This is a genomic window from Rhizobacter koreensis, from assembly GCF_013366375.1.
Lineage (GTDB): Bacteria > Pseudomonadota > Gammaproteobacteria > Burkholderiales > Burkholderiaceae_C > Schlegelella_A > Schlegelella_A koreensis.
On sequence record NZ_JABWMJ010000014.1, the window covers coordinates 21,216 to 38,855 of the forward strand.

Genomic DNA, 17,640 nt, shown 5'->3' on the forward strand with positions numbered 1-17,640 from the left:
GACCGAGACCGACGCGGAGAGTCGTCATGGCAGCACCTCAGGACTTCGAGCCGACCTTGGCCTTGAGCGCCGCGGTGAGGTCGATCGCGTTGGACCAGCTACCCGCCACCGCCGACTTGACCACCACCGTGCACCTGCACTCGGAGGGCATCTCGCGCAGCGCTCGGTCGAGGCGGTCGCCGAAGGCCTGAGCCTGGGCGTAGGCGCGCTGGCGCTCGTCGTCGGTCTTGCTCGCCGTCAGAAGCGCAGCGAACTCGGACTCCTTGGCGCGATAGACCTCGGCGATGTCGACGATCCCGATGACCTGTGCCGGCTTCACGACCAGGCGGTCGTAGGCGAGCAGCGCGCCGGCGGTCACGAACACCGACACCAGGACATGGGTCGCAGCCGAGGTCATACCGCATGCCCCCGGCGCCGCAGCAGCTCGGTGATCGCGTCGTCGATGGACAGGCCCTGCCGGCGAAGTGCGTCCAGCGGCGCGTTGTCGTCGAGCTTGTTGCTGAACAGCAGGTGAGAGAATGGGTCCAGGATGATGCGAGCCACGCCCTCGCCGATGGGCGACGTGATGTAGCACTCGGAGAACACGCCGGGCTCCATGCGCAGCGAGTTCAGCAGCCGCTTCTTCGGCTCGTCCATCGAGAAGCGGCCCGTCCGGGCGAGCAGCTCGATCGACTCGGGTTTCTGCCGCAGCAGGAAGGTCCAGTCGGAGCACTTCAGCGCCGATTCCATCTGCGCAGAGGTGAAGTAGTCGTCGCCGTTCTGGGTCGCGGTCACGAGGCTGCCGCCATACTTGCGAGCGCGCCGTGCGGCCTCGTCGATGGCTGCCGCCATCACCAGGTCGTTCTCGCTGGAGTCACCGAGCTGCTGCTTGAGCTCGTCGATGAACCAGACCTTCTTGCGATCCCGCGTGAGGTACATCTCGCGAGTGATCGCATGGAACAGGATGATGTTGACGACGGCCTGCAAGTCCGGCTTGCGCTTGAGCTCCTCGCTCTCGATCACGACGAAGTCGTTGGAGAAGTCGATCGTGTTGCGGCCGGTGAAGAAGCGCGCGTACTGACCGCCCTTGGCATACGGGTTGAGCATCACGGCCAGGTCGCGGACCCGCTGGTCTTCCTTGATGCCCAGCTCCTCGATCGTTCCGGGCACGAACGAATCGCGCAGGATCGTCATGTCCAGCTCGGGGCCGTACTGGGCCCAGAGCTTGAGCAGCATGGCCGAGATCGCCTTCGTCTGGACCTCATCGAGCTGCTTCATTGAGGCCATCTTGGCGATGGCCGGCAGCAGCATGTCGATGTCCTCGTTGATGTCTGTCACCAGCGGGAACGGGTTCAACGAAATCTCGACATCGGGCCGGAACTCGATGAAGGTGCCGTCGGCCTTGCGGCAGAGCTTCTCGAACGAGCGACCCAGGTCCTGCATCCAGATCTTGGCGCCGACTGCGCGATAGGACCACGCGAGCTCGTTGAGCAACACCGACTTGCCTGAGCCCGGCGAGCCGATGACCGCGGCGTTGTAGTTGCCGTCGTTGTCGTACAGGTCGAGCGTGAGCAACTGGCCGCGGCGACCGGCGAACATCAGGGTCGGTGTCTTGCTGCCGCGCCACTCGGCCAGCACTGGCGCGAGGTGGATCGCGTTGGCCATCGTCTTGCGCGTGACGCGCTTCATCTTCCGCAGGTCGCCGTGGAAGGCGGGCGACAAGGTCATCGGCAGGCTGGCCAGCAGCGCCTGGCGATGCTTGTAGACATCTGCATTGAGCTCGAAGCCGCGAGCGCGCCAGATGGCCTTGGCGGTCTCCTGGGTCTGGGCCACTTTCGTCGGGTGGCAGAACAGGCCGAGCTGGTGGTACATGCTCACCAGCGCTCCGCCCGTGTCGATCGCGTCGGCGGCCGCGGACCAGTCGCGGGCCTTCTTTGCGACGTCGGGCATGACCACGGCCATCTTGCTGCCCGCGTTCTGCGTGGCCCGGACGTGGTTGGCCGTGACCACCGTCTTGGTGGCGTTGGGGTCGAGGATGTAGACACCCATCGTCAGAAGGAAGGGCGAGCTGTACTGCAGTGCCGGCTGCATCAGGTCGCCGACGAGCGCGCCCATCTGCCACAGGCCGAAGCGCTCGGGGAAGGACTTGATGGAGAAGAAGCGCACGTCCAGGCCGTCGCCGGCGCCTTCCTTCCACAGGTGCAGGCCGTTGGAGCGCGCATCCTGGATCGTGTCGTGGTCGACGATCTGGTCCCTCAGCTCTCGCCCGTCGTCGTAGTGAAGGTCCGGCGCGGTCGCCGCGTCGATGCGATCGGGATTGACGAACAGCGAGCACCAGTTGATCAGGTCGGCCGCATCGCAGACGCGGTTGGGCAGCGAGGCCGAGCGAAGAGTCGTCGCCATGCCGTCGCGCAAGCCGATGATCCGTTCGCGATCGGCGAGGTTGGCGGGATCGGCGTTGACCGACACGCTGACCATCAGGCGGAAGTCGCGAATGGTGTAGTGGAAGCCCTGTGTGAGCGAGTGGTGCGCACCATGGGACAGGTGGGCATAGCGGCGCCGCGCGAGCTTGCGGTACAGGTTCTCGTTGCGCGCCGGGCGGCCGAACGCCTGCGCCTTCTGGATCTGGTCCCCGTCCTCCATGCGCAGGTTGGCGTAGCGACGCAGCGGCGGGCAGATGTGCGGCGAGGCGAACAGGTGGAACTGGATTCCCGTGTCGGGCGGGCAGTTCGAGTAGAGCGACACAAGCACGTCCACCATCCGGTCGTCGGCGCCGCTTTGCGGCATCACCTCCAGGAGGAAGCCCACGCCATCCTTGTTGACGAAAAGCTGCTCCTCATCGAGGTAGGAGATGTAGGGCAGCCAGCTGGCGAACTGGTCGGCGGGCGACTCGTCCTGGTGGCCGAACGAGAACAGCCCCGGTCCGGGCTTGTCACCCGTTCCAGCTGACGGTGCGCTGCCGAACAGGTTGAGGCGAAGGGACTCGAGCATGGAAAGGCCCTCCCAGGTCATTGGTCGGCGGCAGGCGTGCGGCCCTGCAGGGCCCGCAGTGCCTGCGTCAGGGACGGTGCCTCCTCGGTCGGCACGGACGACGGGCCGTTCGCACCAGACGCGGCGCCGGCCGACTTCGTCGGCGTGGGCGGCTTGGGCGCACGGATTGGCATGAAGGCCTCGCGCTGTTGGCGCTGGACGTGATCGACGAGCCAGCGACCGTTGTCGACCTGGACGTAGACCAGGCTCTCACCGACGAGATCGCGGTCGGCGTCCTCCCAGGCTTTTACCCACATGCGGAGCACCCGCGGCGCGGCGCGCAGTGGGGCCGCCTGGTACGCCGCGCCCTCGTCGTTCGCCGAGGGGCGCGTCGAGGCGTTCAGCATCGCTGGGGCAGCGCGCACGCCTCCCGCCGGGGGGCTCGACTGCGGCGTGGTGTCCACCGGTGGCGTCCCGGAACGGCGCTGCACCGGCAGGTTGTTCTGGATGGCGTTGTAGTAGTTGCCCGAGAGCGAGTCGCAGCGGACCCCTTCGGGGGCCTTGCACGCGTACCTCGAGTCGCCGTCCAGTCCGGTAATCGACGTACAGCCCGACAACAGGACCACCAGCGTGAGCACGAAGCCCGAGGCGATGAAAGTACGGTTGCTGCTCATTGCGGCCTCACCTGGGTGACCGTTCTCGGTTGCGCGGCCGGCAGATCGCCCGCGATCGCGGAAGCGAGGCGACGCTCGATTTCCGCACCGGGAACGTAGCCGGTCGTGCGCGTGCCATCGGCATAGAAGATGGTCGGCGTGCCGTTGACGCCGAGTTGCCGGGCCAACTGCACGTTGCGATCCAGCGCCGTTGCGCAATCGGCCTGCCCGTTCAGCCCGCTGGTGTCGGCGTTGAGCATCACGGCCCGCCAGCTCTTCACCGGGTCGGGGGAGCAGAGCACCGCTTGCGGCAACTGGCGACCCTGGAAGGGCAGCACGAAGGTGTAGACGGTCACGTCCGAGAGACGGGCGAGTTCCGGCTCGAGCCGCCGGCAGAACGAGCAGGCCGGATCGCTGAACGCGTACAGGATGCGTGCACCCGTGCCGTGGACGACCTTCAGGGCGTCCTGCAGCGGCAGCCGCGAGGCATCGATCGGCTTCTCGGCCACCTCGATGGTCTCCGTGGGCGGTCGAAGGGCCTGGGCGCGTGCGAGCTTCGGTCCGGTGACGTCGGTCGCCGTCTTCGCGTCGAGAAGGCGTCCCATGATGAAGTAGCGCGGGTTCTTGGGCGACACGAAGGCCACGTTCGGTCCCATCCAGACTTCGAAGAGACCGGGGACTTCGCTGGCGGCGACCGAGGTGAAGGTCGTCGACGGATAGGTGCGCTTTAGCGTGGCCAGCAGGCGGGCTTCTTCCCCGGTCGAGGCTGCGTGCAAGCCCTGCAACGCCAGCGCAAGGAGAGCGCCGACCAGGAGCTGTTCATTCTTCATCGGTGGTCACCTTCTGGTAGCGCTCCGACGGCTCCGTGCGGCCGGGCAGCGAGGTGGGGGAGTTGGACGCCGAAGGGGCATCGGTGTTGTCGATGCGCACGCCCTTGGTGAGGACCACGTCGATCTCGCGGCCACCGTCGATCTCGATGATCGGGAAGGTCTGCTCGGCGAGCTTGATGTAGTACTGGGCGAGCCGGTCCATGGCTTTGCCCACGCCCGAGCCGATGCCGGCGCGATAGGCCTCCGATCCGGATGTGGTGGCCACCGATCCCAGCGGCGAGGTGCTGTAGGTCGTGTTCGCCTGCGAGAAGCCTTGGCCGATGCCACTGACCACCCCGGCAAGCAGTGCGTTCGCCAGCATCTGGCCTTGCTTGGTCACCAGGCGGCCGCGCATGCCGACCTTGCTGTCCTCGCCGAACACGGAGCCCTGGATCTTCACTTCCAGCGAGTCGCCGTTCGGCCGCACGCAGGAGAGGAGCTCGGTGCGCAGGAAGGCCCGCTCCGAGCTGATGTCCCCGTAGCCGGCGGCGATGACGAAGCACTCCCGGTACTCCGCGCGGAAGCGGTTGGGCAGCACCGAGTTGTCCGACAGCCGGATCAACACCGGATGCGGATTCGATTGCGCCTGGCCGCCGGTAGGGGCGTCCAGGCCCCCCAGCAGCACGCCCTTCGTGAAGCTGACCGGCAGGAAGTTCTCCAGGGTCTCGCGCGGCTTCTTGCCTCCCGGCTCGGCGGGATCACCGGTCTTGGTCGGCTGGGCCAGCGTGACCCGCATGAGTTGCGGCATGGCCGGCGCGGCGCCGACATCGATGCCGCTCGGCGACGCCGTCCCCGGCACGCCAGGCGGCATTGCGCCGCGTCCGTACGCGACGGGCGGTGGCGGTGGAGGAGGAAGCCCGGCCGGCACGCGGGGCAGCGCGGCGTCGGGTGGCCCGGGTAGTGGCGGGTTGGACGGCTGCGCCAGAGGCCCCGGGGCGGACGCCGCCCGGGTCGCTTCAGCCGGGCGACTCTTGAGTCGCTCCTCCATCTCGGCCAAGCGACGCAGCAGGTCCTGCTGCTTGTCGTTCAGGTCGCGGTTGAGCTTGCGCTGCTCATCGCGTTCCGCCTTGAAGCTCTCGAGTTCCTTGCCCGCCTTGCCGATCCAGACCTCCGAGTCCTTGACCTGGGAGCCGGGTGCCATCAGGTCGACGTTGGTCGGCCGCACGTCGCTCTTCGCGGCTGCGGCCGCCGCGCGCTGGGCACTGTCGCCCGACCCTGCGGAGAAGACGGCCCACAGCAGCGCGACGCCGCCGCCCGAGATCAGCGCGGCCATCGTCCATTGGCGCGCGCGCGGCGACATGCGCTCGGCGATGCCGGCCCAGCGCTCGCGAAGGTTGTCGACGAAGCTGGGCATGATCAGGACCCCTGGCGGATGACGTAGACGGTGGTGCTCTCACCGGGGCGCAGGTTGTGGTTCTCGATCGAGATGGCCAACACGTTGCCGCGTTCGCGATCGAACTCCTGCTCGGCCAGAACCATGTCGAGGTTCGAGACGTTGGTCAGCACGTAGCGCTCGCCGATGAGGCCACGACCTTCGTACTGCCGCACGAGCGAGAACTTGGCCTCCTGCCAGAGCTGGATGGGGCGGTTCACCTCGTCGACGCGGATGTCGGTCGGTGCACGGTCCGCTGCCATCGCGACCAGCATCGCCTTCAGGGCCCGGACATGCTGTGGCGTACGGGCCGTCGGCGACGCCGAGGCGGGGTCGATGCGGGTCGAGCGTGGCGACTTGTCCCGAATGACGATGGTGTCGGCCGGCGTGTCGGAGCGGCGCAGAAGCAGGGTGTATGTCGCCTGCTGGGTCGACACGAACAGATTGACCGGCTTGCCGGGCCCGCCGACCGGGCGGACGTAGATCTCGCCCTTGTCGACATCGCACTCGAGCACGACTTCGCCGGCGGGGTTCACCGCGCCGGCTGCTGGGGCCGGCATCGCGCCGGGCTGGGCCGGGGCCGCGCTGGTGATGGCCGCACCGCAGTTGGTCGAGTAGATGTTGCCGAAGACGTTGGTGATCGGCGCACCGTCGACGCGGATGCGGGTCGGCTCCTTCAGCGAGAGCACGGCGTCGACGGAAACGCCGTCGCTGGCCTCGACGACCTGCAGCGCGAACGCCGGGGTGGCGCTAGCGAGCAGGAGCGCCGTTGGGATCAGCAGCGCCGACGCGAGTTTGCTGGCCGGGTTGCGCATACGGAATCTCCTTGAACGACTGGATGTGGACGCGACCGCCCGCGTACTGGAACTGCGCGAGGTATGACCGCGTCTCCGGCTCGGTGACGTCCGCGCCGTTGATCTGCCGACGCAATCGGCCGGTGACGACGACGGACTGCTTGGCCTCGTCGGCAGCCAGTTGCTGCACGAGGAAGAACGTGGTGGCGTTGTTGCCGCGCAGGCGTTCGGCCTCCAGGTCCATCTTGGTCTTCATGGCCGCGTGCTGATCCGGGGCCACCCAGTTCAGCAGCACGTTCTTCTTCCAGTCGACGGTGGAGGGCGTGACGTCCAGAACCAGCCAGGCGACGTAGCTCGCCATTTCCTCGAGGTACTCCCGGCTCGCCTTCTCCTTGGTGACCCAGAAGGTGCGGTCGATGTTCGGCGGGACGATGACGGTCCGGTCGGATCCGACGATGCTCACGATGACGATGAGGCACAGGAGCACCGTCATCGACAGGGCGGCCACGATGGCGCTGAGGACGCGATTGGCCCGCCGCTGCGCGCGCAGGTCGTTCTGGTGCTGGGCGAAGTCCATGGTTGCGGGTTCCTGCAGGGTTCAGCCGACCATGCGTCGGATGTGCGAAGGCGGCGTGGCGCGCAGGGCGGTGGCGGGATTGGTCGGCAGCGCCCAGTACGCCCAGTGCATCGCGAAGGCCGGGTGCTTGTCGGCCTTGGTGCGAGAGATCCAGCGACTCAGGAGGAAGCCAGCACCGGCGCAGAGCACGAAGCCCCACTTGGTGCCGGACATCCAGCCGAGAAAGAGGAAGAAGACGAAGGGGAAGGCGACATCGGCGTCCCAGAAGCCGAGCTTCCACTGGTCGTCCAGCCGTCGCGGGATGTAGGTGTCCGACTGCATCGCGCCTCCCCTTGCTCGTGGGCCCTGCCGGCCGGCTCAGATCACCGCACCCAGGATCGCGCCGGCGATCGTCAGGCCGACGGCACCGAAGATGGCCATCCCGAGATAGAACAGGACCGGGCCGAAGTTGCGCAGCGCGGCCAGGCTGATGAAGGCGACCACGAAGCCGACGAAGCCGACGAGCGCCTTGACGCCCGGAGCCAGCGCGGCCAGTTGCGCCAGCGCGGCCGCGAGCGGGCCGGCGATGCCGACGAAGCCGACCAGGTCCAGCGCGTGGCTGGGCGCTGCCGCCATCAGGCCGGCCAGGAGGGCGAAGATCAGTCCGGTGGCCAGCATCACCTTGCGCGAAGGCAGGGCCAGGGTCGGTGCGGTGGTTGCTTGCATTGCGTTCTCCAATTGAAGGTGGTGAGTTCAGGGGGTCGTGTGGGTGACGCCGAACGAGGCGATGGCCCGCTGCACGATTCGCTCGGCACCGAGCTCCAGCGCCAGTTCGACGCACGCGTCGGCCAGGTAGCTGAGGTCGATGACGGGATCCCTCGTGGATTTCTGGATGCGCCGCAGCTCGGCGAAACTCTCGCTCCGGACGATCGTTGCCTTCCAACCGGGGCGAGGCTTGCGCGAGTGCTGCGGGGATGCGGCTGATGTCGCGCCCGAAGGCGCGGCGTCGGCTGTGGGGGCGCGAGCGGGGCGTGCGACGGGACGGTCCATCAAATCACTCCCGAGCTCGTGAAGACGACTTCGACGCGCCGGTTCCGGCTGCGACCGCTTTCGTCGTCGTTGGACGCAATGAAGCAGCACCGCCCCTTCGCGTCGATGGCGATGACGTTGGGCAGGTCTGGCACCGCGTCGCGGATGAAATTGCGCACGGCCAGAGCGCGGGCCAGCGCAAGCTGTTGGTTGATCTCCTCCGGCCCCAGGCTGTCGGTGCGCCCCGAGATCACGATGCGGTCGGACTCGCGCGCCAGCCGCAACGACCGCCGCAAGACCTGTCGCGATTCGGCCGTCAGCGCGGCCGAGCCGAACGCAAAGGTGAGGAGGATGTGCGTGTCCGCGGTGCCCGCACGCGCAGGCGCGACAGGGGCGATGGGTACCAAGTTCGCGGGGGGCTCGTCCGGAGCAGGCGTGTCAGACGCTCGCGTCGCTTGCAGGGACGGGCCCATCACATCGCCCGCGGCCGCGGCGACGGGATGGGTGAGGGCGCCGGGCAACGTCTTGGGCGTGGGCGATGGGCACGCGGGCTCGGCGCAGGCAGCGAAGTACGCACTCGGGCCGAAACTCATCTGCGCAATGCGAAGCGGGGCAGGGCGAACCGGCGCCGTGCTCGCCTGGACCTGAGTCTCGACGGTGCGTGGCGGGTGAGTACACGACGCAGTGGCCAGCAGCATCGAGGCAGCGAATCCGCTCGCCATCGACAGTCGGGTGAGGCGCAGGGTCATGGAGTCACCCTTGCATTGAGGATGAACGGCGCGGGGCGGGCGGGCGTGTCGGATTCCGTCCGAGGGCGCGCCGTCGCAGCGGCCGGGATGTGCGTGCCCTTCGCTTGACTGGGAAGTCGGCGGAAAACACGCCACGCGTAGGTCGAGCGCGCTCGCTGGCAGGCCGTGCCCTTGAGCTGCGTGCAGGCGGCGTTGTAGGCGCCCACAGAGTCCCAGCTCACGCCCTGGCGCGAGAACTGACCGGCCAGCAGCCAGGCGCCAACCATGATGTTGGTGCAGGGCTCATAGAGATCGCGCTCCGTGATGCCGAAGCGCGCGAGGGTCGGCAGGTGCGAGCTGTTGATTTGCATGAGGCCGATGTCGTAGCTCTTCGTGCGGTCACGATGGGTCAGGTTGACCGCCGAAGCGTTGAGGTCGGACTCCGCACGCGCCACCGCGTACAGCAGCTGCGGCGAGACGCCGTAGCGAGTGGCCGCGTCCTCCCAGCACGCGTGAGCCAATGCCGGCAGCAGCAGGCCTGCGCACGCGAGCGACAACAGGAGGGGATGGGCGTGCGTCATGGCTCAGCCCTGCAGGTCCCGGTCGGCGGCCGCACGCGCCGCGAAGTTCAAGCGCGCTTGCTGCAGCACGCGTGCCACGGGGTCGTGTCCCGCGCGCACCACCGCCACGCAACCGGTGGCAATGTCGTCGAGGTCGAACCTGGGGTTCGGATGGGAGTTCCAGGGGGCCCGGTGTTCGCGCAGCAGGTCGTCGAACTGCCGGCGCCAGACGTGGCACGAACGCCGCGCGGATGTCGCATCGCGCGCGCCGAGTTCGGTGCTCAGAAAGCGCTGCAGTGCGGACATCGCGTCGGTACTGGCCAGCACCAGCGCGATGCATGCCGACAGCAGGTCGGGGAAGCGGAACTTCGGCGAGTGGTTGGAACTGCTGGCATAGACGCTGTGCAGCCAGTCGTGCTCCGCCAACCACACGCGCGTCATCACGATGGCCGGCGGCTGTGCGGCGACGAGGGTGGGCGGCATCGACGGTCCTCGTGAATGGGCGGCTTGGGGTTGCATCGGCGGGGCCTCAATGAGGCTCACGACATGCGAAACCTCAGGTGCTTAGCGTAGGAAGCAAGTCGCGCCCGCTCAACTCGAAACCCGGATCGGAGACCCCCGAGTTTTCGACCGTCGATTCCGCCGGCGCTCCGGTTTGGATGCCGTGGTGCCTGCCAAAACGAAGCGGCCCGCACAGTGGCGGGCCGTTTGGGGTTTCGTATGGAAATCAGCGCATCACGTGGTAGTTGGCGATGGCCCGGCTGAACACGAGCAGCATCAGGAGCAAGGCTGCGATGGTCAACAGAGGGTTGATCGTGAAGGGCAGGAACAGTGCCACCAGCACGAGCGATAGAAGAGCAATGCCGCTGGTGGCGCTCAGGGTGTATACCTCGGCGCTGTAGGCCGCGAACTCGCGCGCGCGAACACTGCGCACAGCAAAGCCGTCAATCGCGCACACGAGGAAAAACACCAGCAGAAGTGGCAGCACGTGAAGCAATGTCGCGGCGCGCAGCGTCGCCAGAGTGAACAGTGCGTCCACCGACTTGAAGTAGGGCGAGGAGAACAGGCGCGTGCTCATCTGTCCGAACTCGGCGGTCATGGCCGTGTTGATGCCGGGCCCGGCAGGCTGGACGGTTTCCGGTGGCGGCATCGACACATTGACCCCATTGGCCTGGAAGGTCAGCATGCGCTCGAGGATGCGATCGGCCGCTGCCATCCCCCACAGGGTCGTGTTGAGTTCGTGCTCGGCTCGCACAGTCTGCATCAATCGCTCCGGTGGCACTGACGAGGGGATGTAGAGCACGAGGCCGAGCACACAGGCCAGTGCGGTGATCCAAACGATGCGGATCATGCTGCGTGCCCGGTGCGGCGCGGCCTGGGCCGGTCGAAGTCGGGGTCCAGGATCGGGAAGCGGCCCTTGATGAGCCGACCACCCGAAACCTGGGCGAAGTACTGGAGGTTGGGCAGCTTCCCGAGCACGTCTGCCGGGATGCGCTCTTCCATCGCGTCGGTGATCTGCACCGACTGGCCGCTGCTCCAGTCGCCCAGATGCGTGTCAGCCCCGAGGTTGCGGCCGACCCGCATCGTGTGGATGCCGGTCTTGCCGAAGGTCTCGACCACGAAGTCCTGTGTCGGACGGTCCTTGGTCCGCAAGGCGAAGAGGTTGTTGAGGTTGCCCAGCGCCATGCGTGCAGCGTCTTCGGATCCCAGTCGGTTGGCGAGGTCCGCGAGGGTTTGCATCGCGCAGATCGAGTGGATGCCGCCCTCGGCGCCCTTGTTGAGGATCTCGATCAGCGGTTTGTTGATGACGTTGGAGACTTCGTCGACAACCAGCGTGATGCGACCCTTGATGTCGAGGTTGTAGCGCATGCCCGCGCGCGCGGCCATGTCCGCCAGGGCCAGCGCGCCGATCGCGGAAGCCACGGACGGGTCGGGCAGCGAGTCCAGGCACATGTAGAGCACGTGGCCGCCGCGTTCGATCTTCTCGAAGTTCATGATCGGGCGCGTGTCGTCCAGATCGAAGGGATCCGGCGACAGGCTTTTGCCTAGGTCACCCGAGGTGAGCATGGACAGGATCGGCAGCAGGCTGGCCGTGATCTTCTGGTAGTGCTCGCGGTTGTGTCTGAAGACGCGGATCTGATCGTCGATCACGCGCTCATGCTGGTTCTGCGGGACCTGCTGTTCGTAGTAGGTGACGTAGGCGATCAGCTGAGGGCTGGTTACCTCCGAGGGGCGGCGAAGTTGTCCGCGGCTGGCCTCCTGCAGCAGCTTGCGCATCTCCACCGAATCGCGCCAGCCGCGCGGCAACACGCGGTCGAAGAAGTGAGTCAACGAGGCCTCCAGCACGGGCTCGACCCCGCCGGCGACGTACTTGATGAGCTTGACGAGGTTGGGACGGTCTTCGAGGCTCACCAGGCCCTGCACCACGACGTTCACGGCGTCCCATCCGAAGGCGCTGAAGGTGCCGTCCTTGTCGGTCGGCATGATCGACTGCAGGCGGCTCGCGATCTCGGTGGGCTTCTGCCAGTTGAAGGTGAAGTCCAGGCGTACACCGACTTCTGGGAAGGCCGGATGGAATTCGAGGAAGGTGTCGGGCGCCCGGTAGTCCTCGCAGGCTCGCTGGACGACACGCTTGAGTCGTCGACTGTTCTTCGGATCGATGAAGACGACCACGTCGCCGCGCTTGATGGCCTGAGTGAGCAAGGTCGCGAGTGCCACGCCCTTGCCGGCCTGGGTCGTGCCCACAAGCAGCGTGCCGCCTTCGAAGTTCTGCAACGGCCGGTACAGCGGCTGTTCCTTGGGCTCGACGCCGTGGATGAAGGGCATGCCGATCTCGGAGTCCGGCTGAGGGTCCACCGTGTAGCCCAGCAGCGACAGCAGGTAGGGCGGTAGCGTGAAGGCCTTGTAATCGATCTTGGCCAACTCGTAGAGCCGCTGCGAGTGAAGTGGCTGCCATTCGAAGCCGAAGCCGAGGAACACCAGGTCTGGCTTCGGCGTGAGCTGCCCCAGGCGACGGGTGGTGATGACCTGCATCGCACGACCGGACAGTGAGGCCCGCACGGTAAGGACACCTAGCGCCTGGCGTGCGCGCACCACCACCATGGCCATCGCGAACGCCGCCAGCGCCAAGGCCAATGGCGTGAACACGGCGCGGGACCCGGTGATGTAGACAAAGTACAGCAGGCCGGAGAGCCAGGCAGCGGCGGCCCAGACTTCGTAGGCCGGTCGCCATGGCATTTCGTAGGGTCGAACAAGCATGGCATCACCTCATGCAGTGGCTTGGAAGTCGGAGAGGTCGAGGCCGTGTATGTGTCCCGGCTTGACGATCACGCCGGCCTGCTCCTGGCCTCCGATGTCGTGCTGGTAGGTCCTGGGGCGGCGATCCTTGGTCCCCACAAGCAGGTCGACCTCGACCAGCGCCCGCAGGGCCACGTTCACGTCGACGCTGCAGGACTTGAAGTGCGACAGCGGAACGAAGACGCCCGCCCCGACGGTTACGGCGACCGCTGCTCTGGGGTCTGCGTTCATGCTTTCGATGGCAGCCTGCAATGCCTGGCGGACTTGGGGAACGAGCCGAAGCGGTGCGTTCAGAGCAAATCTTCGTGGTGGCGATGGCGGAGTAGTAGGCGGAGGACTTGCCAAGTGCTGTGGCACGGATGCGTCCAGCTCACTTGGCGAGGACGGAGCCGCGGACCCAGCGTCCGGGTTGCCACCGAAATCGAGCGGTGTCTGCGGATCGAGCGCACGGCGCGAAGTTGGGTCATGTTCGGGTTCTGCGCGCTGTCCCGGGTATGGTGCCCCGGCCACCTCGTCAACGCCGGGCCGTGGTGGGGCGGGCGCACGCGTCTCCGCTGCGGCCGGCGCCGCTCCGGCGGCAACCTGCGCGGCGGTCGTGTGTGCTCGAGCGGGTGTGGGCGATGAGCGCGCCAGCAACGACTGGGGAAGTGGTTCGACAGGGCGCGCCTGACCCGTCAGCAGGATGTCTGGCGACATCAGGCGCACCGCCTCGAGCGCAGTCGAACTGCCAGGTGGCAGGATCGACCAGTTGGTAACTCCCGGCGGCGGCGACATCAGCACTCCGGCAGCAGTCAGGATCTCGACGATGGTCTCGGGCGCCTTGGGAATGCCGCGCAGTTCATCGTCCTCGAGGACTTTGCGGATTTCGGCCGCGGCGTTGGGCCAGACGATGAACAGGCCCTCGGCACCCAGCCACACGCGCGAGCGCTCGGTGTTGGGCGACCAGGCCGGGTGCGCGGCGATGAGCTGGCGCATGGCATCAAGCAGGTAGCGTTCGATGTGTGCGCCAAGGATGGGCCGGCCATAGCGATGGGCACTCGCGGCCAGGTCGCGGTCGATGACCAATGCGGCGGAGCGTTTGACCAGCTCGATCAGGATGCTCTGCTCGTGCAGCAGTGGGATCCCGGTGATCGAGGCCAGCATCTGCGGGACCACCACGTGATTGGCGGCTGCAAGCTCCTGCATCGATTCGGGCGAGACGATGTGCGGCAGTGCGAACAGGCTCAGTCCGCGGCTCTCCGGAGCGTTGGCAATCCAGCGCACAAAGAAGCGGCGTGCCTTGCGACGCGCCAGCCAGGTCGTCAGTGGCATCAGGTACGCGGGCCACTCATCGCCCTGCTCGTCCATCACCGTGGCAGCGCACAGCGTGCGGTGCAGTTCGCTGCACAGCCCTGCCAGGAACGTGGCCCGGCGCCAGCGCGGCTCGAGGTCCTTGCGAACGCTGATGGTCGCGCGCCCCGAGACGATGTGGGCGTCGGTGCCCTGCAGCCCGAAGAAGGCCACCTCCAGTCCAAGGCGAAACAGGCCGCCAGCGCCGCAGAAGTAGTTGTCCGCCGTTGCGGGGAGCAGGTTGACGTAGCCGGCGTAGCGCCGGATCGGCTCGACGATGTCGCGCTCGAAGGTTTCGCCGTCGCAGCCGTAGCAGTACTTGAAGCGTTGCAGCAACTCCGCCTCGGAGGCGAGCAGTTCGTCCACCGTGCAGGCGGCGATGCCCGGATCGACCGAAGGATGTTCGGGACCAGGTGGCGGTGCGACGATGCCGCCGGGTTCGGTGCGCGGGATAGGGCCAGCGCGGGGGCGACGGTGGAGCAGATCGAGCAGGCCCATGTTCGACGCCACGATTTGAGTGGCATCCATGATGCGGCGCTGCAGGCCGTGCCTTCAACCCGAAACGACGGTCGCAGCCCCCCGGTAAAACGACCGTCGTTCCCGGCCCCTGGGAGGATCAGGTGACTTCAGCGCTCGCGCGGGTATTCGTGGGTGCGGGCAGCAGGACGCGGTGGCGTTTGATGAGCATGCAAAAGGGGCACCCCATCGGGCGGGCTTCCAGCTTGCTCACCAGGTGGTGCGAGTCGCATTCCGGGCATCGCACGAGTTCGAACTGCCGTGTGGGTACGCCCCACAGCGCATCCAGCAAGGCGGCGACCTCGAAGCAGCGGTCGAAGGCTACGGGCTTGGGATAGCCGTGGCAGACCTTGCGCATCTCCTCGACAGCCGCACACATGGCTTCGACCAGGGTCAGATCCAGTTGCACCAGCCGTCTGAAGTGCGCCGCGAACACCGCGTACTGCACCCGGTGCGTGACTTCCGTCTTCGCAGACCAATGGGTCAGGGACATCGGACGCGTGAGGTGTGCGCTGGTGACCGTCCGTCGACCGCGCGAGGCGCGAAACAGGGTGGCCCAGTGCTTCTCGGCCAGGACCGCGCGCACCCTGTGGCCGGCTCCCAACTCCTCGAGCCGGCGCAGCAGGCGCACATGGGCGATATCCAAGTCCAGTTGCCATGGTTCGTGCTGCTCGGCCTTTGCCGGCGCCGGCAGGGCCGGTGTCGGGCCGCGCAACAGTTTTGTGGCATTCCGTCGGCGTGAGGGTGCTTGCCAGTCGGTGCGGCACGCAGGGCAGTTTTCTCGCTGCGCCATCCCATGCGCGGCGAGGTAGGTGCTGTGGCAGCTATGGCACTCGACGAAGGAGAGCACGCTCTTGTTCGCAGCCCAGATCCCGTCCAGCCTCGAAACCATGAAGAATGCCTGGTCGAAGTGCAGTTCCGATGCGGGGTGCGTGGTGCGGTGGTGCCGGTAAGCGGTGATGAGCGCGTCGGCGGGCCGGAAGCCGTCGCCGGTCAATCGGCGGTAGTGGGCCGCAAGCAGGCTGGCCTCTGCCTGCAGGCGGCGAGTGGTCTTGAAGAGGAAGTCTTCCGAGTACTTCGGTCGACCGATCGGCGGCGGGTATTGCTTGCAGTAGACGGCCCGCGAGATGTAGCCGGGTGTCAGTTGAGTGATGAATGAGATGGTGCGGTGTCGCGCGCCCAGCATCGCGCACTGGCGCGCTGTCTCCAGCGCACGCAGGCTGGCCGCCGTCGTGCTGACCACAATTCACCGCCCTGCGGGGTTCAGGCGTCGGCGATGCGGGTCGAACGCACGGTGGCTGGGCGCGCCGATGCAATTGCCGGCGCGACGGCCGGGGGCAGCGCCAGCAAGGTTGGGAGGTCGCTGCGAGGCAGGAAGAGCGCTTGGTCGCCGATGCCGCAGACAAAGCTGAGCAACTCGTCGGGCGCGCGACTGACGATGGCCGCGAAGTCCTGGCGTGCCAGCCCGAAGCTGCATACCGCGCCGCCCATGTCGCGCAGGGCGACGTCGCGCATGAGCAGGAGAAGGTTCAGATTGGCTCGCTGAACCTGCGAGAGTGAGGTTGCGTGGTCCATGGTTTCCGTCCGGTCTGCCGTGTGGCGGGTTGACGCGGGCAGCATGCGAGCCCAGCGTCAAGTCGATACGGCCGTGCCGTCGCGACTTGAGCCAAAGATTACCGATTTCTGGCGTTCGGTGTCAATGAGAATTGGCGTTACATATACACATGGAACAGACTAGACGGCGCTGGAAGTAAATTAGTTAGTTCGTATGTCGTAAGTATCCGGATGTGAATGCGCGGATTCAGCCAACACCGGGTCGATCGTTTCTAGACCATTCGGGCATTCCAGCCGGCGCGCATCAGCATGCGCGACAAGTCGGACAGTGCCGATCAGGTCGCTGTCGCAGGCGCGGCGAACCCCACCTGTAGGGCGTTGAAGATCGACAGCGGGCGCGTGGGCTTTTCGAACAGCAGGGCGCGATACGCCGTTCCCACCATGACCAGTTCGTCCTCGGTCGCGAGGCCGGTCGCGATCTGTCCCGTGAGGATCACCAACGGACCCGACGGCATGCGCACGCGGATCTGCGACAGCAGGTCCTTTGCCGTGTTCTCGCCCAGGAGCCAGTCGACCACGAATCCGTCGAAGGGCTCGGCATCCATGGCTGCGAGCAAACTGCTCGCACAGTCGAACGGTTTGGCGTCTAGCCCTTTGGCGCTCAGGAAGTCGACGATCGACTGTGCCGAATCGCCGTCGTCGTCGAGGACAGCCACGCGGCGCGGGGGCGCGCGCTCGAACAGCAAACGGGCCAGTTCGTAACTCGGTCGGTCCGCCACGTCGGAGGCGGGTGCAACCGTCCACTGTCCGGTGGTCTCGTCGAGCAGGGCGACCATGGGTCCGATGCGTCCCGAGAGTGGCTCGCCCACGGGCCAGATCGTGCAGGGCAGCGGGGCGCCACCGAACGGCAGCGTGGCGGGTTTTCCGGGCTCGTCGGCGAGTGCCGACAGGATGGGAATCAAAGGCTCGTGAAAGTGGGTCGCGAGGCGCCTGATCTCATCGATCGTCCACGGGGCCTCGCCGAGCATGCGCCGGCGCACCTGGGTGTACGACAGGCCTAGGGCCGCTTCAAGGGCTCGGAAACGCTGGCGGTCGGCGACGCCGTGCTTTTCCAGCATGGCATCGATGAAGGCAGCGAGGGCTCGGTGCCGGTCTTCGTCGGAGCGTTCGCTCGCCATGCCTAGCCCAACCGGCGGAGCGCAAAAGTTGCGTTCGGAGTCATCATAGATCGCCGCTGAGAGCAAACGAAACCCCAGAATCCTGGACTTTCGCTGATCCTTCTTCTTGTCCCTCCCCGCAACCGGCGAATGCTACGCGAAATTGCGGGGGTAGTCGCCTGGGGCGACCACAGGACACGGAGCGATGCAGTGGGCAGTTCGGCATTCCGGACTTCCTACTCCGAGCGGGAAGCTTATGCCCTCCCGGACGGTTGTG

At 66.8% G+C, this 17,640-nt stretch carries 19 protein-coding genes; all 19 read right to left on the bottom strand.

The window, feature by feature from the left end; all coding sequences use genetic code 11:
- Nucleotides 1-37 precede the first annotated feature (37 nt).
- The 19 genes from HQN59_RS22590 to HQN59_RS22680 all read right to left on the bottom strand — a co-directional run bounded on the left by HQN59_RS22590 (nucleotide 38) and on the right by HQN59_RS22680 (nucleotide 17,384).
- Complete coding sequence (locus HQN59_RS22590) at nucleotides 38-397, bottom strand: hypothetical protein (protein ID WP_176071407.1); 360 nt, start codon at nucleotides 395-397, stop codon at nucleotides 38-40.
- Complete coding sequence (gene traC, locus HQN59_RS22595) at nucleotides 394-2,970, bottom strand: type IV secretion system protein TraC (protein ID WP_176071408.1); 2,577 nt, start codon at nucleotides 2,968-2,970, stop codon at nucleotides 394-396. Before traC ends, HQN59_RS22590 begins: the two co-directional genes overlap by 4 nt.
- A 17-nt stretch (nucleotides 2,971-2,987) precedes the next feature.
- On the bottom strand, nucleotides 2,988-3,623 hold the full coding sequence (locus HQN59_RS22600; protein ID WP_176071409.1) for a TraV family lipoprotein: 636 nt from the start codon (nucleotides 3,621-3,623) through the stop codon (nucleotides 2,988-2,990).
- Complete coding sequence (locus HQN59_RS22605; RefSeq protein WP_176071410.1) at nucleotides 3,620-4,432, bottom strand: DsbC family protein; 813 nt, start codon at nucleotides 4,430-4,432, stop codon at nucleotides 3,620-3,622. Before HQN59_RS22605 ends, HQN59_RS22600 begins: the two co-directional genes overlap by 4 nt.
- Nucleotides 4,422-5,825 (bottom strand): TraB/TrbI/VirB10 family type IV secretion system protein, encoded by a 1,404-nt coding sequence (locus HQN59_RS22610; RefSeq protein WP_176071411.1) that lies wholly within the window; start codon nucleotides 5,823-5,825, stop codon nucleotides 4,422-4,424. The genes HQN59_RS22605 and HQN59_RS22610 overlap by 11 nt, the downstream gene beginning before the upstream one ends.
- A gap of 2 nt (nucleotides 5,826-5,827) precedes the next feature.
- Nucleotides 5,828-6,658, bottom strand: a complete 831-nt coding sequence (locus HQN59_RS22615) for a type-F conjugative transfer system secretin TraK (protein WP_176071413.1) — start codon at nucleotides 6,656-6,658, stop codon at nucleotides 5,828-5,830.
- Nucleotides 6,594-7,214: a type IV conjugative transfer system protein TraE gene (gene traE / locus HQN59_RS22620; RefSeq protein WP_176071414.1), complete on the bottom strand. Its 621-nt coding sequence runs from the start codon at nucleotides 7,212-7,214 to the stop codon at nucleotides 6,594-6,596. Before traE ends, HQN59_RS22615 begins: the two co-directional genes overlap by 65 nt.
- Nucleotides 7,215-7,235: 21 nt before the next feature.
- Nucleotides 7,236-7,535 (bottom strand): type IV conjugative transfer system protein TraL, encoded by a 300-nt coding sequence (gene traL / locus HQN59_RS22625; protein WP_176071415.1) that lies wholly within the window; start codon nucleotides 7,533-7,535, stop codon nucleotides 7,236-7,238.
- A gap of 36 nt (nucleotides 7,536-7,571) precedes the next feature.
- Nucleotides 7,572-7,919 carry a hypothetical protein gene (locus HQN59_RS22630; protein ID WP_246295110.1) on the bottom strand — a complete coding sequence of 116 codons (348 nt, stop codon included), beginning with the start codon at nucleotides 7,917-7,919 and terminating at the stop codon, nucleotides 7,572-7,574.
- A gap of 27 nt (nucleotides 7,920-7,946) precedes the next feature.
- Entirely contained in the window at nucleotides 7,947-8,243 is a 297-nt protein-coding gene (locus tag HQN59_RS22635) for a hypothetical protein (RefSeq protein WP_176071417.1), read from the bottom strand.
- Nucleotides 8,243-8,971, bottom strand: a complete 729-nt coding sequence (locus HQN59_RS22640) for an OmpA family protein (protein ID WP_176071418.1) — start codon at nucleotides 8,969-8,971, stop codon at nucleotides 8,243-8,245. The genes HQN59_RS22635 and HQN59_RS22640 overlap by 1 nt, the downstream gene beginning before the upstream one ends.
- A complete protein-coding gene (locus tag HQN59_RS22645) occupies nucleotides 8,968-9,531 on the bottom strand; it encodes a lytic transglycosylase domain-containing protein (protein ID WP_176071419.1) in 564 nt (187 codons plus the stop codon). The genes HQN59_RS22640 and HQN59_RS22645 overlap by 4 nt, the downstream gene beginning before the upstream one ends.
- Before the next feature lie 3 nt (nucleotides 9,532-9,534).
- Nucleotides 9,535-9,951, bottom strand: a complete 417-nt coding sequence (locus HQN59_RS22650; protein WP_176071420.1) for a hypothetical protein — start codon at nucleotides 9,949-9,951, stop codon at nucleotides 9,535-9,537.
- Nucleotides 9,952-10,237: 286 nt separating this feature from the next.
- Complete coding sequence (locus tag HQN59_RS22655; protein WP_176071421.1) at nucleotides 10,238-10,861, bottom strand: IncC plasmid conjugative DNA transfer DtrJ family protein; 624 nt, start codon at nucleotides 10,859-10,861, stop codon at nucleotides 10,238-10,240.
- Nucleotides 10,858-12,768, bottom strand: coding sequence for a conjugative transfer system coupling protein TraD (gene traD / locus HQN59_RS22660; protein ID WP_176071422.1), 1,911 nt, complete (start codon nucleotides 12,766-12,768; stop codon nucleotides 10,858-10,860). Before traD ends, HQN59_RS22655 begins: the two co-directional genes overlap by 4 nt.
- A gap of 9 nt (nucleotides 12,769-12,777) precedes the next feature.
- The gene (gene mobH / locus HQN59_RS22665; protein WP_217704277.1) at nucleotides 12,778-14,664 is read right to left on the bottom strand and encodes a MobH family relaxase; all 1,887 of its coding nucleotides are present in this window, start codon (nucleotides 14,662-14,664) and stop codon (nucleotides 12,778-12,780) included.
- Between the two features lie 88 nt (nucleotides 14,665-14,752).
- Nucleotides 14,753-15,895 carry a FlhC family transcriptional regulator gene (locus tag HQN59_RS22670; protein ID WP_176071423.1) on the bottom strand — a complete coding sequence of 381 codons (1,143 nt, stop codon included), beginning with the start codon at nucleotides 15,893-15,895 and terminating at the stop codon, nucleotides 14,753-14,755.
- A 20-nt stretch (nucleotides 15,896-15,915) separates the two neighbouring features.
- Nucleotides 15,916-16,227: a hypothetical protein gene (locus tag HQN59_RS22675; protein WP_176071424.1), complete on the bottom strand. Its 312-nt coding sequence runs from the start codon at nucleotides 16,225-16,227 to the stop codon at nucleotides 15,916-15,918.
- A 314-nt stretch (nucleotides 16,228-16,541) separates the two neighbouring features.
- On the bottom strand, nucleotides 16,542-17,384 hold the full coding sequence (locus HQN59_RS22680) for a helix-turn-helix domain-containing protein (protein ID WP_176071425.1): 843 nt from the start codon (nucleotides 17,382-17,384) through the stop codon (nucleotides 16,542-16,544).
- Nucleotides 17,385-17,640: the final 256 nt, after the last annotated feature.

What these genes read in the sequence shown, in the direction of transcription:
- HQN59_RS22590 (WP_176071407.1), bottom strand. Translation starts at nt 397, where the DNA reads ATGACCTCGGCTGCGACCCATGTCCTGGTGTCGGTGTTCGTGACCGCC.
- traC (WP_176071408.1), bottom strand. Translation starts at nt 2,970, where the DNA reads ATGCTCGAGTCCCTTCGCCTCAACCTGTTCGGCAGCGCACCGTCAGCT.
- HQN59_RS22600 (WP_176071409.1), bottom strand. Translation starts at nt 3,623, where the DNA reads ATGAGCAGCAACCGTACTTTCATCGCCTCGGGCTTCGTGCTCACGCTG.
- HQN59_RS22605 (WP_176071410.1), bottom strand. Translation starts at nt 4,432, where the DNA reads ATGAAGAATGAACAGCTCCTGGTCGGCGCTCTCCTTGCGCTGGCGTTG.
- HQN59_RS22610 (WP_176071411.1), bottom strand. Translation starts at nt 5,825, where the DNA reads ATGCCCAGCTTCGTCGACAACCTTCGCGAGCGCTGGGCCGGCATCGCC.
- HQN59_RS22615 (WP_176071413.1), bottom strand. Translation starts at nt 6,658, where the DNA reads ATGCGCAACCCGGCCAGCAAACTCGCGTCGGCGCTGCTGATCCCAACG.
- traE (WP_176071414.1), bottom strand. Translation starts at nt 7,214, where the DNA reads ATGGACTTCGCCCAGCACCAGAACGACCTGCGCGCGCAGCGGCGGGCC.
- traL (WP_176071415.1), bottom strand. Translation starts at nt 7,535, where the DNA reads ATGCAGTCGGACACCTACATCCCGCGACGGCTGGACGACCAGTGGAAG.
- HQN59_RS22630 (WP_246295110.1), bottom strand. Translation starts at nt 7,919, where the DNA reads ATGCAAGCAACCACCGCACCGACCCTGGCCCTGCCTTCGCGCAAGGTG.
- HQN59_RS22635 (WP_176071417.1), bottom strand. Translation starts at nt 8,243, where the DNA reads ATGGACCGTCCCGTCGCACGCCCCGCTCGCGCCCCCACAGCCGACGCC.
- HQN59_RS22640 (WP_176071418.1), bottom strand. Translation starts at nt 8,971, where the DNA reads ATGACCCTGCGCCTCACCCGACTGTCGATGGCGAGCGGATTCGCTGCC.
- HQN59_RS22645 (WP_176071419.1), bottom strand. Translation starts at nt 9,531, where the DNA reads ATGACGCACGCCCATCCCCTCCTGTTGTCGCTCGCGTGCGCAGGCCTG.
- HQN59_RS22650 (WP_176071420.1), bottom strand. Translation starts at nt 9,951, where the DNA reads ATGACGCGCGTGTGGTTGGCGGAGCACGACTGGCTGCACAGCGTCTAT.
- HQN59_RS22655 (WP_176071421.1), bottom strand. Translation starts at nt 10,861, where the DNA reads ATGATCCGCATCGTTTGGATCACCGCACTGGCCTGTGTGCTCGGCCTC.
- traD (WP_176071422.1), bottom strand. Translation starts at nt 12,768, where the DNA reads ATGCTTGTTCGACCCTACGAAATGCCATGGCGACCGGCCTACGAAGTC.
- mobH (WP_217704277.1), bottom strand. Translation starts at nt 14,664, where the DNA reads ATGGATGCCACTCAAATCGTGGCGTCGAACATGGGCCTGCTCGATCTG.
- HQN59_RS22675 (WP_176071424.1), bottom strand. Translation starts at nt 16,227, where the DNA reads ATGGACCACGCAACCTCACTCTCGCAGGTTCAGCGAGCCAATCTGAAC.
- HQN59_RS22680 (WP_176071425.1), bottom strand. Translation starts at nt 17,384, where the DNA reads ATGGCGAGCGAACGCTCCGACGAAGACCGGCACCGAGCCCTCGCTGCC.